This is a genomic window from Paralimibaculum aggregatum, assembly GCF_030270585.1.
GTDB classification, from domain to species: Bacteria; Pseudomonadota; Alphaproteobacteria; order Rhodobacterales; family Rhodobacteraceae; genus Thermohalobaculum; species Thermohalobaculum aggregatum.
Genome location: NZ_BSYI01000043.1, coordinates 1 through 15,642 on the forward strand (window position 1 = coordinate 1; position 15,642 = coordinate 15,642).

The window sequence follows — 15,642 nt, forward strand, 5'->3', positions numbered from 1 at the left end:
GATGGCCTCCTCTTCGTCTCAAACAGGCGCGCCCGCGCCTCGCCAGCTCGCCTCGGCCCGTATCAGGCCGAGTACTTTTCCTGGATTTCCTGGCTGATATTCGCCGGCACCGCCTCGTAATGCGCGAACTGCATGGTGAAGTTCGCCCGCCCCGAGGACATGGAGCGCAGGTTCGAGATATAGCCGAACATATTCGCCAGCGGCACGAAGGCGTTGATCGCCACCGCATTGCCGCGGTTCTCCTGGCCGGTGACCTGGCCGCGCCGCGAGGTGAGATCGCCGATGATGCCGCCGGTGAACTCCTCCGGGGTCACGACCTCGACCTTCATGATCGGCTCGAGCAGCTTGGCGCCGGCCTTCTTCAGGCCGTCGCGCATCGCCGCACGGGCCGCGATCTCGAAGGCCATCACGCTCGAGTCGACGTCGTGATAGGCACCGTCGATCAGCGCCACCTTGAAGTCGATCACCGGGAAGCCGGCAAGCGGGCCGCTGTCCATGACCGACTCGATGCCCTTCTCGACACCGGGGATGTACTCCTTCGGCACCGAGCCGCCGACGATCTTCGACTCGAAGCTGTAGCCCTCGCCCGGCTCGGTCGGCTCGATCACCATCTTGACGCGCGCGAACTGGCCGGAGCCGCCCGACTGCTTCTTGTGGGTGTAGTCGATCTCGGCGCGGTGGCTGATGGTCTCGCGATAGGCCACCTGCGGCTGGCCGATGTTCGCGTCCACCTTGAACTCGCGGCGCAGGCGGTCGACCAGGATGTCGAGATGGAGCTCGCCCATGCCCTTCATGATGGTCTGGCCGCTCTCGATATCGGTCGAGACGCGGAAGGACGGGTCCTCCGCCGCCAGGCGCTGCAGGCCCTGCGACATCTTCTCCTGGTCGGCCTTGGTCTTCGGCTCGACCGCGATCTCGATCACCGGCTCCGGGAAGCTCATGGTCTCGAGCACCACCGGGTTGGAGGTGTCGCAGAGCGTGTCGCCGGTGGTGGTCTCCTTGAGGCCGGCCAGCGCGATGATGTCGCCGGCAAAGGCCTCCTCGATCTCCTCGCGGTTGTTCGAGTGCATCATCATCATGCGGCCGACGCGCTCGCGCTTGCCCTTGGTCGAGTTGAGCAGGCTGTCGCCCTTCTTGATCGAGCCGGAATAGATCCGCACGAAGGTCAGCGAGCCGACGAAGGGGTCGTTCATGATCTTGAAGGCGAGCCCGGCGAACGGCATCGCGTCATCGGCGCGGCGCTCGACATTGCGGGTCTCGTCCTCGTCGCCCGGCTTGAAGCCCATGTAGGCCGGCACGTCGAGCGGGCCCGGCAGGTAGTCGATCACGGCGTTGAGCATGGGCTGCACGCCCTTGTTCTTGAACGCCGAGCCGCACATCACCGGCACGAAGGACATGCTGAGCGTGCCCTTGCGGATCAGCTTGCGCAGGGTCTCCTCGCTGGGCTCCTCGCCCTCGAGATAGGCCTCCATCGCGTCGTCGTCCTGCTCGACGGCGATCTCGATCAGCTTGCCGCGCCACTCCTCGGCGATGTCCTTGAGATCGTCGCGGATCTCCTGGATCTTCCAGCTCGCGCCGAGCTCCTCGCCGTCCCAGAACCACTCCTTCATGGTCACGAGATCGATCAGGCCGGCAAACTCGTTCTCGGCGCCGATCGGCAGCTGGATCGGGGCCGGGATCGCGCCGGTGCGGTTCTGGATCATCTCCACGCAGTTGAAGAAGTCGGCGCCGATCTTGTCCATCTTGTTGACGAACACCACGCGCGGCACCTTGTAGCGGTCGGCCTGGCGCCAGACGGTCTCGGTCTGCGGCTCCACGCCGGCATTCGCGTCGAGCACGCAGACGGCGCCGTCGAGCACCGCGAGCGAGCGCTCCACCTCGATGGTGAAGTCGACGTGGCCGGGGGTGTCGATGATGTTGAAGCGGAACTTCGCCTCGTCCGGGGTGTCGCCATAGTCGCCGGACGGGGTCTTGCCGTCCTCGGTGCGGAACCAGAAACAGGTGGTCGCCGCCGAGGTGATGGTGATCCCGCGCTCCTGCTCCTGCGCCATCCAGTCCATCGTGGCCGCGCCGTCATGGACTTCGCCAATCTTGTGGCTGCGGCCGGTGTAGTAGAGGATGCGCTCCGTCGTCGTGGTTTTTCCGGCGTCGATATGCGCCATGATACCGAAGTTACGGTAGCGTCCCAGGGAGTATTCGCGGGCCATTGGACTGTCCTCAGGTCGGTCTTCAGGTTACCATCGATAATGGCTGAAGGCTTTGTTCGCCTCGGCCATCTTGTGGGTGTCTTCGCGCTTCTTCACGGCCGTGCCGCGATTGTTCACCGCGTCGAGCAGCTCGGCAGCGAGCCGCTCTTCCATGGTGTTCTCGTTGCGCGCGCGGGAGGCGTTGATGAGCCACCGGATCGCCAGCGCCTCGCGCCGCTCCGGCCGCACCTCGACGGGGACCTGGTAGGTCGCGCCGCCGACGCGCCGGGAGCGCACCTCGACAGAAGGCTTGATGTTGTCCAGCGCCTCGTGGAACACCTCGACCGGCTCGCGGCGGATCTTGCTCTCCACCCGGTCGAAGGCACCATAGACGATGCCCTCGGCAACCGACTTCTTGCCGTCGAACATCAGGTTGTTCATGAATTTCGTCACGACCCGGTCGCCAAACTTGGCGTCGGGCAGGATCTCGCGTTTTTCCGCGCGATGGCGACGGGACATTTCTTTCGCGCTCCTAGCTCAGTTTTTCTTCCACGAGCAGACCGAGGCGACGACCGTGCAGGCCTCGCCCCCGTGGTTCTGCTCGCATTCCGCGATCGCGCGGGGCCGCGAGGCCTCCGCCGTCTCGAACCCCCAGCTCACGCCGAGCTGGGAGATGTCCTTGGTCGAGGGCGCGCGCGCCACGGCGCCGCAACCGTCCTCGAGCCAGACCGCGGTCTCGCAGTTCGCGCCGCCGGCGGCCGCGCAGAACTCCTTCGCCGCGGTCTCGGCCGCCTCGCGCGAGCCGTAGTCCCACGCCCGGCCCCATTTCTGGTCGGACGTGCTGTAGGCGATCGCGCCGAAGGTCTCGGCCGCGGCCGGCAGGGCCGCGCCAACCAGCATCGCAATGAGTGCGATGCGGATCATTTCGGCCTCTTGGCGCCGTATTTCGAGCGGCGCTGCTTGCGGTTCTTCACCCCCTGGGTGTCGAGCACGCCGCGCAGGATGTGGTAGCGCACGCCCGGAAGATCCTTCACGCGGCCGCCGCGGATCAGGACCACGGAGTGCTCCTGAAGGTTGTGACCCTCGCCAGGGATATAGGCGATGACCTCGAAGCGGTTGGTCAGCCGGACCTTCGCGACCTTGCGGAGCGCGGAGTTCGGCTTCTTCGGCGTGGTGGTGTAGACGCGCGTGCACACGCCCCGCTTCTGGGGGCAGGCCTGCAGGTGCATGGCCTTCTGGCGCTTCACTTTGGGCTGCCGGGGTTTCCGGATCAGCTGCTGAATCGTCGGCATTCGGGCCTCATCCCCAGATCTGGCTTCTCGTCCGTCTCGGTCGGATCGCGCCGCATCAGGCTCGACAAAAAGCCGATGGGCCGCAAGGCGACGTCGTATGACGCGTCTCACAGCCGTTGCGCAGAGGACCATGGGGTTGCCCAGGGTCGTGCCGTGCCCGAGTGTCGCAATCTAGCCCGGCGGCGCTACTCGCCGTCGGGACTGCGGGCTTATACGGGCAGCATTCGCGCGGGTCAAGGCCGGATGGCCCGCCTGCCCCGAAGAATCCCCGGCCCCGCCCTGCCGCGGCCTTCAGCCGCGGCGCCGGCCCCGCAGGCCGAGCCCGGCGAGGCCGCCGAGCAGCAGCCAGCCGGCCGCCGGCAGCGGCACCGCGGCATCCGAGGCCAGGGTGACCGCGAGGCTCCAGTCCTGGGTCTGCGTGCCCTCCGTGCCCTGCACCGGCTGGGTCGCCGCGCCGGTGACGTTGTAGACGCCCGGCCCGGTGCCCAGCGCCGAGACCCAGGTGACGTTCAGCGAGCCCGGGCCGAGATTGAAGGGCCCGAGATCGCCCTGGAAATTGATCGCCGGATCGGTGACGAGAAAGTCGCCGGCCGGGGTCAGCGCGGTGAAGAGAATCGCCGAGATCGAGAACCCGCCGGGAATCGTGAAGGTGAAATCGCTGGTCTCGCCCGGAAAACACGGCACCGGAAAACCGACCCCCGTGCAGGTGTAGCTCACCCGGTCGGAGATCGTGTTGAGCCCCGGGTCCAGCGTGAAGCTGGCCGGATCCGTGGTCAGATCCACGGTGATCGCCGGGGCGGCCGAGGCCAGCACGCAGAGCGCCGCCCCTGCCGCGATGATGCTGCGTCCGACCGACATGACGAGGCTCCCCGAAATCGCCTGAATGACCTCGGGGCAGCCTCGCATCCTTCATGCCCCCGCGCAACGATCCCGTTGCCGGACCGCTGCCGCGAGCAAGAAAAAACCCGGGCGGTCGCCCCGCCCGGGTCCTGTCTCGCATGTCTCGCCCCGGCCCGGCGCGCCCCGGTTCCGGGGGCGCGGGGTGGGCGGGCGGGCGCGCCCCCGGAGCCGGGGCGCGCCGGGCCGGCCTCAGAGGATCTCGCCGAAGCCGCCGCCGCCGGCGGGTGCCGGCTCGGGATCGTGCTCCTCCTCGGCGGTGTCGATCACCTCGAGGGCCGCCGCGGCCTGCTCGGCCGCCTTCGCCCGCTCGGCCTGGATCAGCTTGTCGCGGCGCTGCGCCTCGACGCGGATCCGCTCGGTGGCCCCGCCGGTGCCGGCCGGGATCAGCCGCCCGACGATCACGTTCTCCTTCAGGCCCACCAGCTTGTCGCGCTTGCCCTGCACCGAGGCGTCGGTCAGCACGCGGGTGGTCTCCTGGAACGAGGCCGCCGAGATGAAGCTGCGGGTCTGCAGGCTCGCCTTGGTGATGCCGAGCAGGACCGGGGCCCCCTCGGCCGGCCGCCGGCCCTCGGCCAGCAGCTTCTGGTTCACCTCGTCGAACTCGGCCTTGTCGACCTGCTCGCCGGCCAGCAGCGTCGAATCCCCGCTGGCGGAGATCTCCACCTTCTGCAGCATCTGCCGGACGATCACCTCGATGTGCTTGTCGTCGATCTTCACGCCCTGCAGGCGATAGACCTCCTGCACCTCGTTGATCAGGTAGTTCGCCAGCGCCTCGATCCCCATGATGGCGAGGATGTCATGCGGCGCCGGGTTGCCGTCCATGATGTACTCGCCCTTCTGGATCACGTCGCCCTCGGCCACGGCGATGTGCTTGCCCTTGGGCACGAGATACTCGCGCGTCTCCGAGCCGTCATGGCTCTCGACCTCGATGCGGCGCTTGTTCTTGTAGTCCTTGGCGAAGCGCACCACACCGTCGATCTCGGCGATGATCGCGTGGTCCTTCGGACGGCGGGCCTCGAAGAGTTCGGCGACACGCGGCAGACCGCCGGTGATGTCCTTGGTCTTGGCGCCCTCGCGCGGGATGCGGGCCAGCACGTCGCCGGTCTTCACGCCCTGGCCGTTCTCGACCGAGAGGATCGCGTCGACCGACATGAAGTAGTGTGCCGGGTTGCCGTTGGCGAGCTTGACCATGTTGCCGTCGGCATCCACCAGCGTGATCGCCGGCTTCAGCTCGTTGCCCTTCGGCGCGGCCCGCCAGTCCGACACGATGCGCTGGGTGATGCCGGTCGCGTCGTCGGTCTCCTCGCGCACCGAGAAGCCGAGATCGAGATCGACATATTTCGCCACGCCGTCCTTCTCGGCGATGATCGGCAGGGTGTAGGGGTCCCATTCGGTCACCCGGGTGCCGCGCTTGATCTGCTCGCCTTCCTCGACCAGCAGCTTGGAGCCGTAGGCCAGCTTGTAGGAGACCCGCTCGCGGCCCTGCTCGTCGATCACCGCGAGTTGCATGTTCCGCCCCATCACGATGATGTCGCCGTCCTGGTTGGTCAGCGTGTTGGGGTTGCGGAACTGCACCTTGCCCTCGTGGGTGGACTCGGTGAAGGACTGGTCCGAGACGTTCGCCGCGCCGCCGATGTGGAAGGTCCGCATGGTCAGCTGCGTGCCCGGCTCGCCGATCGACTGCGCCGCGATGATGCCGACCGCCTCGCCCTGGTTGACCACGGTGCCGCGGGCCAGGTCGCGCCCGTAGCACATGACGCAGACGCCGTCCTCGGTCTCGCAGGTGAGCGGGCTGCGGATCTTCATGTCCGGCACCTTGGCGGCGTCGATCAGGGCGGCGTGGCGCTCCTCGATCATCACGCCGGCGGGGTGGATCACCTCGTCGGTCGCCGGGTCGAGGACATCCTCGGCCGGCACCCGGCCGAGCACCTGCTCGCCGATCGTCGCGATCACGTTGCCGCCGTCGATCACCGCCTCGGCGGTGATCGCCCGGTCGGTGCCGCAGTCGTGCTCCTTCACGATGCAGTCCTGCGCCACGTCGACGAGACGCCGGGTCAGATAGCCCGAGTTCGCCGTCTTGAGCGCGGTGTCCGCCAGGCCCTTGCGCGCGCCGTGGGTCGAGTTGAAGTACTCGAGCACGGTCAGGCCTTCCTTGAAGTTCGACACGATCGGGGTCTCGATGATCTCGCCCGACGGTTTCGCCATCAGGCCGCGCATGGCGGCGAGCTGGCGCATCTGGGTCGGCGAGCCGCGCGCCCGGGAGTGCGACATCATGTAGATCGAGTTCGGGTCCTTCTCGCGGCCGGTCTCCTCGTCCACCTGCACCGCCGAGATGCGCTTCATCATCTCGTCGGCCACCTTGTCGGTGCACTTCGCCCAGATATCGACGACCTTGTTGTACTTCTCGCCCTGGGTGATGAGCCCGTCCTGGTACTGCTGCTCGAACTCCTTCACCTTGTCGCGCGTCTCGTTGACGATCTCCCACTTGTTGTCGGGGATCACCATGTCGTCCTTGCCGAAGGAGATGCCGGCGCGGAACGCCTCGCGGAAGCCGAGCGACATGATCCGGTCGCAGAAGATCACCGACTCCTTCTGCCCGCAGTGGCGGTAGACGGTGTCGATCACCTCGCCGACCTCGCCCTTGCGCAGCACGCGGTTGACGAGCTCGAAGGGGATGTTCGGGTTCCTCGGCAGCAGGCTGGCCAGCTTCATCCGGCCGGCCGTGGTCTCGACCCGCCGGCGCACCGTCTCGCCGTTCTCGTCCACCGTCTCGTGGCGGGTGACGATGCGGGTGTGCTGGTTGATGATGCCGGCCTCGAGGGCGTGCTCGATCTCGTCCCAGTCGGCGAAGGCCATGCCCTCGTTGGGCTCGCCCTTCTTGTCCAGCGAGATGTAGTAGAGGCCGAGGATCATGTCCTGCGAGGGCACGATGATCGGCTTGCCGTTGGCCGGCGAGAGCACGTTGTTGGTCGACATCATCAGCACGCGCGCCTCGAGCTGGGCTTCCAGCGAGAGGGGCACGTGGACGGCCATCTGGTCACCGTCGAAATCGGCGTTGAAGGCCGAGCAGACCAGCGGGTGCAGCTGGATCGCCTTGCCCTCGATCAGCACCGGCTCGAAGGCCTGGATGCCGAGCCGGTGCAGCGTCGGCGCGCGGTTGAGCAGCACCGGGTGCTCGCGGATCACCTCGTCGAGGATGTCCCAGACCTCGGGCCGCTCCTTCTCCACCATCTTCTTGGCCTGCTTGACCGTGGAGCTGAGCCCCTTGGCATCGAGGCGGCTGTAGATGAACGGCTTGAACAGCTCGAGCGCCATCTTCTTCGGCAGGCCGCACTGGTGCAGCTTGAGCTCGGGGCCGGTCACGATCACCGAGCGGCCGGAGAAGTCGACGCGCTTGCCGAGCAGGTTCTGCCGGAACCGGCCCTGCTTGCCCTTGAGCATGTCGGAGAGCGATTTCAGCGGGCGCTTGTTGGCGCCGGTGATCACGCGGCCGCGGCGGCCGTTGTCGAACAGCGCGTCCACCGCCTCCTGCAGCATCCGCTTCTCGTTGCGGATGATGATGTCCGGCGCGCGCAGCTCGATCAGCCGCGAGAGGCGGTTGTTCCGGTTGATCACGCGGCGGTAGAGGTCGTTGAGGTCGGAGGTCGCGAAGCGGCCGCCGTCGAGCGGCACCAGCGGGCGCAGCTCGGGCGGGATGACCGGGATCACGGTCATCACCATCCATTCCGGACGGTTGCCCGACTCCATGAAGTTCTCGACCAGCTTCAGCCGCTTGATGATCTTCTTCGGCTTCAGCTCGCCGGTCGCCTCGGCGAGATCGGCGCGCAGGCGCTCGGCCTCCACGTCGAGCTCGATCGCCGCCAGCATCTCGCGGATCGCCTCGGCGCCGATGCCGGCCCGGAAGGCGTCCTCGCCATACTGGTCCTGCGCGTCGAGATACTCCTCCTCCGACATCATCTGCCGGTGGCTGAGATCGGTCAGGCCGGGCTCGATCACCACGTACTGCTCGAAATAGAGGATCTTCTCGAGATCCTTCAGCGTCATGTCGAGCATCAGGCCGATGCGCGAGGGCAGCGACTTCAGGAACCAGATATGCGCGACCGGGCTGGCGAGCTGGATATGGCCCATGCGCTCGCGGCGGACCTTCTGCAGCGTCACCTCGACGCCGCATTTCTCGCAGGTGACCCCGCGATACTTCATCCGCTTGTACTTGCCGCAGAGGCACTCGTAGTCCTTGATCGGGCCGAAGATCCGGGCGCAGAACAGGCCGTCCCGCTCCGGCTTGAAGGTCCGGTAGTTGATCGTCTCCGGCTTCTTCACCTCGCCATAGGACCAGGAGAGGATGCGCTCGGGGCTCGCCAGCGAGATCCGGATCTCGTCGAACGCCTTCGGCGGTTCGGTCGGGTTGAAGATGTTGGTCAATTCCTGGTTCATCTCAGGTCTCCAATCATCCCCGTATCAGACAATCCCCCAGAGCCGGCGCGCCGGGGGGCGCGCGCCGGCCGAGGGTGGGGGATCAGTCGTCCGTTTCGCTGTCCAGCAGCTCGACATTGAGGCCGAGCGAGCGGATCTCTTTCACCAGCACGTTGAAGCTCTCGGGGATGCCGGCCTCGAAGTCGTCCTCGCCCTTGACGATCGACTCGTAGACCTTGGTGCGGCCCGCCACGTCGTCGGACTTCACCGTGAGCATCTCCTGCAGCGTGTAGGCCGCACCGTAGGCCTCCAGCGCCCAGACCTCCATCTCGCCGAAGCGCTGGCCGCCGAACTGCGCCTTGCCGCCGAGCGGCTGCTGCGTGACCAGCGAGTACGGGCCGGTGGAGCGGGCATGGATCTTCTCGTCCACCAGGTGGTGCAGCTTGAGCAGATACTTGTAGCCCACGGTGACCGGCCGCGAGAACGCCTCGCCGGTGCGCCCGTCATAGACGGTGGACTGGCCCGACATGTCGAGCCCGGCCTTCACCAGATGCTCGTTCACGTCCGCCTCCTTGGCGCCGTCGAAGACCGGGGTCGCGATCGGCACGCCGGTGCGCACGTTCTCCGCCGCCTCGAGGAACTCGTGCTCGGTCATCTCTTCCATGGCCGCGTTCAGCACGTTCTCGCCATAGGCCAGGGTCATGGCATCCTTCACCGGGGTGAGGTCGCCATGCTGGCGGTAGATCTGCAGCGCCTCGTCGATCTGGCGGCCGAGATTGGCGCAGGCCCAGCCCATATGGGTCTCGAGGATCTGCCCGACGTTCATGCGGCTCGGCACGCCGAGCGGGTTGAGCACGAAGTCCACCGGGGTCCCGTCGCCCATGAACGGCATGTCCTCCATCGGCACGACGCGCGAGATCACGCCCTTGTTGCCGTGGCGGCCGGCCATCTTGTCGCCCGGCTGCAGCTTGCGCTTCACCGCGACGAAGACCTTCACCATCTTCAGCGCGCCCGGCGGCAGGTCGTCGCCGCGGCGGACCTTCTCCACCTTGTCCTCGAAGCGGGCCTCGAGCACGCGCTTGGCCTGGTCGAACTGGCCGTTGAGCGCCTCCATCGCCTGCGCGTCGGCCTCCTCGGGCAGCGCGAGCTGCCACCACTGGCCCTTGGAGAGCGTCGCCAGCAGGTCCTCGGTGATCACCGAGCCGGCCTTCACGCCCTTCGGCCCCTTCACGCAGGTCTTGCCGAGGATCATCTCCTTGAGGCGCGCATAGATGTTGCGCTCGAGGATCGCCAGCTCGTCGTCGCGATCGCGGGCCAGCCGGTCGATCTCCTCGCGCTCGATCTGCAGCGCGCGCTCGTCCTTCTCGATGCCGTGGCGGTTGAACACCCGGACCTCGACGATGGTGCCGTACTCGCCCGGCGGCATCCGCAGCGAGGTGTCGCGCACGTCGCTCGCCTTCTCGCCGAAGATCGCGCGGAGCAGCTTCTCCTCCGGCGTCATCGGGCTCTCGCCCTTCGGCGTGATCTTGCCGACGAGAATGTCGCCCGGGCCGACCTCGGCGCCGATATAGACGATGCCCGCCTCGTCGAGGTTGCGCAGCGCCTCCTCGCCGACGTTCGGGATGTCGCGGGTGATCTCCTCCGGCCCGAGCTTGGTGTCGCGGGCCATCACCTCGTAGTCCTCGATATGGATCGAGGTGAAGAGGTCGTCGCGCGCGACGCGCTCGGAGATCAGGATCGAGTCCTCGTAGTTGTAGCCGTTCCACGGCATGAAGGCGACGAGGGTGTTCTTGCCGAGCGCCAGCTCGCCGAGATCGGTCGACGGCCCGTCGGCGATCACGTCGCCGGCATGCACCCGGTCGCCCACCTTCACCAGCGGGCGCTGGTTGATGCAGGTCGCCTGGTTCGAGCCCTGGAACTTGCGCAGCCGGTAGATGTCGACGCCCGGATCGCCGATCTCCATCTCGTCGGTCACGCGCACGACGATGCGCATGGCGTCGACCTGGTCGATCACGCCGCCGCGCCGGGCGGTGATCGCCGCGCCGCTGTCGCGGGCCACGCGGCCCTCCATGCCGGTGCCGACGAAGGGCGCCTCGGCCTTGATCAGCGGCACCGCCTGGCGCTGCATGTTCGAGCCCATCAGCGCGCGGTTGGCGTCGTCGTTCTCGAGGAACGGGATCAGCGCCGCCGCGACCGACACCAGCTGCTTCGGCGAGACGTCGATCAGCGTGATCTCGCCCGGGGGCGAGAGCTGGAACTCGCCGCCGCGCCGCGAGGAGATCAGGTCCGCGGTGAAGCGCCCCTCCTCGTCGAGCGAGGCGTTGGCCTGCGCCACCGTGTGGCGCATCTCCTCGGTGGCCGAGAGATAGCGCACCTCGTCGCTCACCCGGCCGTCCTCGACCACCCGGTAGGGGGTCTCGATGAAGCCGTACTTGTTGACCCGCGCGAAGGTCGCCAGCGAGTTGATCAGGCCGATGTTCGGCCCCTCCGGCGTCTCGATCGGGCACATCCGGCCGTAATGCGTCGGGTGCACGTCGCGCACCTCGAAGCCGGCGCGCTCGCGGGTCAGGCCGCCCGGGCCGAGCGCCGAGAGGCGCCGCTTGTGCGTGACCTCCGAGAGCGGGTTGGTCTGGTCCATGAACTGCGAGAGCTGGCTGGAGCCGAAGAACTCGCGCACCGCCGCCGCCGCCGGCTTGGCGTTGATCAGGTCCTGCGGCATCACCGTGTCGATATCCACCGAGCTCATGCGCTCGCGGATCGCGCGCTCCATGCGCAGCAGGCCGACGCGGTACTGGTTCTCCATCAGCTCGCCCACCGAGCGCACGCGCCGGTTGCCGAGATGGTCGATGTCGTCGATCTCGCCGCGGCCGTCGCGCAGCTCCACCATGGCCTTGACCACGGCGAGGATGTCCTCCCGGCGCAGCGTGCGCTGGGTGTCCGGCGCATCGAGATCGAGGCGCATGTTCATCTTGACGCGGCCGACGGCGGAGAGGTCGTAGCGCTCCGGGTCGAAGAACAGCGACTGGAACATCGCCTCGGCGGCATCGAGGGTCGGCGGCTCGCCCGGGCGCATCACGCGGTAGATGTCGAGCAGCGCCGACTCGCGGTCGAGGTTCTTGTCGGCCGCCATGGTCTGGCGGATGTAGCCGCCGATGGTGACGTTGTCGATGTCGAGGGTCTCGATCGCCTCGTGGCCCGCGGCGATCAGCGTCTCGACCACCTCAGCCTCCAGCGGATCGCCCGCCTCGACATAGATCTCGCCGGTCTCCTCGTTGATCATGTCGACCGCGGCGAAGCGGCCGTGGATCGCCTCGAAGGGCGCCAGCACGCGCTCGACGCCGCTCTCGGTCATCTTCTTCAGCTTGCGCGGCGTCAGCTTCTGGCCGGCCGGCGCGATCACCTCGCCGCTGTCGGCATCCACCAAGTCATAGACCGGCGACATGCCCTTCAGCCGGTCGGCGTTGAACGGCACCGACCAGCCCTCGCCCTTCCGCTGATAGGTGACGCGGTTGTAGAAGTGGTCGCAGATCGCCTCCTGGTCCAGCCCCAGCGCATAGAGCAGCGTGGTCACCGGCAGCTTGCGGCGCCGGTCGATGCGGACGAAGACGATGTCCTTGGCGTCGAACTCGAAGTCGAGCCAGGAGCCGCGATAGGGGATCACCCGGCTGGCGAAGAGCAGCTTGCCCGAGGCATGGGTCTTGCCCTTGTCGTGGTCGAAGAACACGCCGGGGCTGCGGTGCATCTGGCTGACGATGACGCGCTCGGTGCCGTTCACCACGAAGGTGCCGTGCTTGGTCATGAGCGGCATGTCGCCCATGTAGACATCCTGCTCCTTGATGTCCTTGACCGACTTGGCGCCGGTGTCCTCCTCGACCTCGAAGACGATGAGCCGCAGCGTCACCTTGAGCGGCGCGGCATAGGTCATGTCGCGCTGCTGGCATTCCTCGACGTCGTATTTCGGCGCCTCGAGCTCGTAGCGGACGAACTCCAGCACCGCGGTCTCGTTGAAGTCCTTGATCGGGAAGACCGACTGGAACACCCCCTGCAGGCCGTCGCCGTCGATCGGCTGGCCCTGATCGCCGCTCTCAAGGAAGTAGTCGTAGGAGCGCTTCTGGACCTCGATCAGGTTCGGCAGCTCCGCGACCTCGCGAATCTTGCCGAAAAACTTGCGCAGCCGCTTGCGGCCGGAATACATCTCGCCCATGGAAACCCTCGGATCGGTTCGTTGCACGCGGGCCTGCTGGGGCGGCAGGCTCGCTGGCTCCGAACGCAAACGGGCCCCATCCTCGAAACCGGCGGCCCCCGCCGGTCCTGCCCGGGCCTCGTTCTGCGTTGCGGCCGGGCTGCCTCAGCCCCGGCCGAACGTCGCGAGGCCCGGGGCGGCAACGCCACCCCGGAACCCGCAGTCTCTCGTCATGTCGGCACGCGGCCGCCGGATCACTTGATCTCGACGTCGGCGCCCACATCCTTGAGCTTCTTGGCGATCTCCTCGGCCTCGGCCTTGGACACGCCCTCCTTGACCGGCTTGCCGCCGGCCTCGACGAGCTCTTTCGCCTCCTTGAGGCCGAGCGAGGTGATCGCGCGGACCTCCTTGATCACGTTGATCTTCTTGTCGCCCGCCGCCTTCAGGATGACGTCGAACTCGGTCTTCTCCTCTTCGGGCTCGGCAGCGGCGCCGGCGCCCGGCATCGCGGCCACGGCCACGGCGCCGGCAGCCGGCTCGATGCCGTACTTGTCCTTCAGGAGGTTCTTGAGCTCGGCGGCTTCCAGCAGGGTCAGGCCGACCAGGTTCTCGGCGAGTTCTTCAATCTTCGACATGTGTCTGTTCCGTTTCGCTTAGCAGGGTGGATCCGGCGCGCTTGCATTCGGGTCGCTGGTCCACGGTTCGCTCGATGCCTTACGCCTCTTCCCTCTCCTCGAGGGTCTGGGCGATGGCGGCCAGGTTCGCGGCGGGTGCCGTGATCGCGCTGACGATGTTGCCGGCCGGCGACATGAGCATGCCCACGATGGAGCTCAGCAGCTCCTCGCGGGACGGCATGTCCGACACGGCCTTGACGCCGTTCTGGTCGAGGATCTCGTTCCCCATAGCGCCGCCGACAACGATGAACTTCTTGTTGTCCTTGGCGTATTTCTCCACGACTTTCGCCGCGGTGACGGGGTCCTCGGAATAGGCGAGCACCGTCTGCCCCTTGAGCAGGTCGGCCATGCCTTCGCATGGCTTGCCCTCGAGGGCGATCTTGGCGAGCCGGTTCTTGACCACGCGGACCCCGCCACCGGCTTCACGCATCCGGTTCCGGAAATCCGACATCTCCGCGACCGTGAGACCGGCATAGTGCCCGATCACGATGACGCCAGAGTCGGAAAAGATCTGGCCGACCTCGGCCACCACATTTTCCTTCTGGGTTCTATCCACAGTCTTGGCTCCAGGTCTTGGCGGCGCCGGGTCTCCCCCTTGCCGCCGGCTCTCGTTTGCCGGGTCCGGTCGTGCCAGACCCGACATCTCGGGTCCCGTCCGGGGGCCTCACCGCGATCGTCCGGCATCGCTGCCGTCCGGTCCTGCTCAGCACCCGTCTATGGCCGGACTTCCGCGGGCTGCCCCGCCGCCGACCGTCTCGGACAGGTGGGCGCATCGCTGCGCCCGCACCCCCGGTCGCCCGGGGGATCTCGTTACTCCGCGGCCTCGGCCGAGGCGGCCGCCAGGCTGTCGAGCGCCACGCTGATGCCCGGGCCCATGGTCGAGCTCACGGTGACCTTCTTCAGGTACTGGCCCTTGGCGCCGCTCGGCTTGGCGCGGTTGATCGCATCGACCAGCGCGCGGATGTTCTCGACCAGATGGCCTTCCTCGAAGCTCGCCTTGCCGACGGCGCTGTGGATGATGCCGGTCTTCACGGTCCGGAACTCCACCTTGCCGCCGCGCTCGGCCTCGATCGCGGCCTTGACGTCCATCGTCACGGTGCCGGTCTTCGGGTTCGGCATCAGGCCGCGCGGGCCCAGGACCTTGCCGAGGCGGCCGACGATCGGCATCATGTCCGGCGTCGCGATGCACTTGTCGAAGTTGATCTCGCCGCCCTGGATCGCCTGCATCAGGTCCTCGGCGCCGACGATGTCGGCACCGGCGGCCTCGGCCTCCTCGGCCTTCGGGCCCTTGGCGAAGACGGCGACGCGCACGGTCTTGCCGGTGCCGTTCGGCAGGGTCACCGCGCCGCGGACCATCTGGTCGGCATGGCGCGGATCGACGCCGAGATTCATCGCCACCTCGATCGACTCGTCGAACTTCGCGGTGGCGTTGCCCTTGACCAGCGACACCGCCTCCTCGAGGGGCACCAGCGACTTGCCGGCAACGTTCTCGCGGATCGCCTTCACGCGCTTGCTGAGCTTCGCCATCACTTCACCTCGATGCCCATGGAGCGCGCGCTGCCGAGAATGATCTGCATCGCCGCCTCGACCGAGTTGGCGTTGAGATCCTTCATCTTGGCTTCGGCGATCTCCTTGACCTGCGCCTTGGTCACGGTGCCCACGGTCTCGCGGCCCGCGGTCTTGGCGCCGGATTTCAGCTTGGCCGCCTTCTTGAGGAAGTAGCTCGCCGGCGGCGTCTTGATCTCGAAGGTGAAGGACTTGTCCGCGTAGTAGGTGATGACGGTCGGGCACGGCGCGCCCGGCTCCATCTCCTGGCTCTTCGCGTTGAAGGCCTTGCAGAACTCCATGATGTTGATGCCGCGCTGGCCCAGCGCCGGGCCGATCGGCGGCGAGGGGTTCGCCTTGCCCGCGGGCACCTGCAGCTTCAGCTGCCCGATAACTTTCTTCGCCATCGTCTCTCTCCATCAGGCGGGAACGCGTTCCCGCCGCTGCCA

The 15,642-nt window shown here is 67.3% G+C and carries 11 protein-coding genes; all 11 read right to left on the bottom strand.

The genetic code is table 11. From position 1 onward, the window contains the following. Positions 1-62: 62 nt before the first annotated feature. Positions 63-2,207, bottom strand: coding sequence for an elongation factor G (fusA, locus tag QSJ97_RS19880; protein WP_285673895.1), 2,145 nt, complete (start codon positions 2,205-2,207; stop codon positions 63-65). Positions 2,208-2,234: 27 nt separating this feature from the next. Then, on the bottom strand, positions 2,235-2,705 hold the full coding sequence (gene rpsG, locus QSJ97_RS19885) for a 30S ribosomal protein S7 (protein WP_285673896.1): 471 nt from the start codon (positions 2,703-2,705) through the stop codon (positions 2,235-2,237). Between the two features lie 18 nt (positions 2,706-2,723). Next, positions 2,724-3,110 (bottom strand): DUF4189 domain-containing protein, encoded by a 387-nt coding sequence (locus tag QSJ97_RS19890; protein ID WP_285673897.1) that lies wholly within the window; start codon positions 3,108-3,110, stop codon positions 2,724-2,726. Further along, complete coding sequence (rpsL, locus tag QSJ97_RS19895; RefSeq protein ID WP_285673898.1) at positions 3,107-3,478, bottom strand: 30S ribosomal protein S12; 372 nt, start codon at positions 3,476-3,478, stop codon at positions 3,107-3,109. Before rpsL ends, QSJ97_RS19890 begins: the two co-directional genes overlap by 4 nt. A 291-nt stretch (positions 3,479-3,769) precedes the next feature. Further along, positions 3,770-4,336, bottom strand: coding sequence for a VPLPA-CTERM sorting domain-containing protein (locus tag QSJ97_RS19900; RefSeq protein WP_285673899.1), 567 nt, complete (start codon positions 4,334-4,336; stop codon positions 3,770-3,772). Between the two features lie 231 nt (positions 4,337-4,567). Next, complete coding sequence (gene rpoC / locus QSJ97_RS19905; protein ID WP_285673900.1) at positions 4,568-8,812, bottom strand: DNA-directed RNA polymerase subunit beta'; 4,245 nt, start codon at positions 8,810-8,812, stop codon at positions 4,568-4,570. 82 nt (positions 8,813-8,894) lie between these two features. Further along, positions 8,895-12,995: a DNA-directed RNA polymerase subunit beta gene (rpoB, locus tag QSJ97_RS19910; protein WP_285673902.1), complete on the bottom strand. Its 4,101-nt coding sequence runs from the start codon at positions 12,993-12,995 to the stop codon at positions 8,895-8,897. Between the two features lie 233 nt (positions 12,996-13,228). Continuing rightward, positions 13,229-13,609, bottom strand: coding sequence for a 50S ribosomal protein L7/L12 (gene rplL / locus QSJ97_RS19915; RefSeq protein WP_285673903.1), 381 nt, complete (start codon positions 13,607-13,609; stop codon positions 13,229-13,231). Positions 13,610-13,688: 79 nt separating this feature from the next. Continuing rightward, a complete protein-coding gene (rplJ, locus tag QSJ97_RS19920; RefSeq protein WP_285673904.1) occupies positions 13,689-14,204 on the bottom strand; it encodes a 50S ribosomal protein L10 in 516 nt (171 codons plus the stop codon). 254 nt (positions 14,205-14,458) lie between these two features. Next, positions 14,459-15,175 carry a 50S ribosomal protein L1 gene (gene rplA / locus QSJ97_RS19925; protein ID WP_285673905.1) on the bottom strand — a complete coding sequence of 239 codons (717 nt, stop codon included), beginning with the start codon at positions 15,173-15,175 and terminating at the stop codon, positions 14,459-14,461. Next, positions 15,175-15,600 carry a 50S ribosomal protein L11 gene (gene rplK / locus QSJ97_RS19930; RefSeq protein ID WP_285673906.1) on the bottom strand — a complete coding sequence of 142 codons (426 nt, stop codon included), beginning with the start codon at positions 15,598-15,600 and terminating at the stop codon, positions 15,175-15,177. The genes rplA and rplK overlap by 1 nt, the downstream gene beginning before the upstream one ends. Positions 15,601-15,642 lie beyond the last annotated feature (42 nt).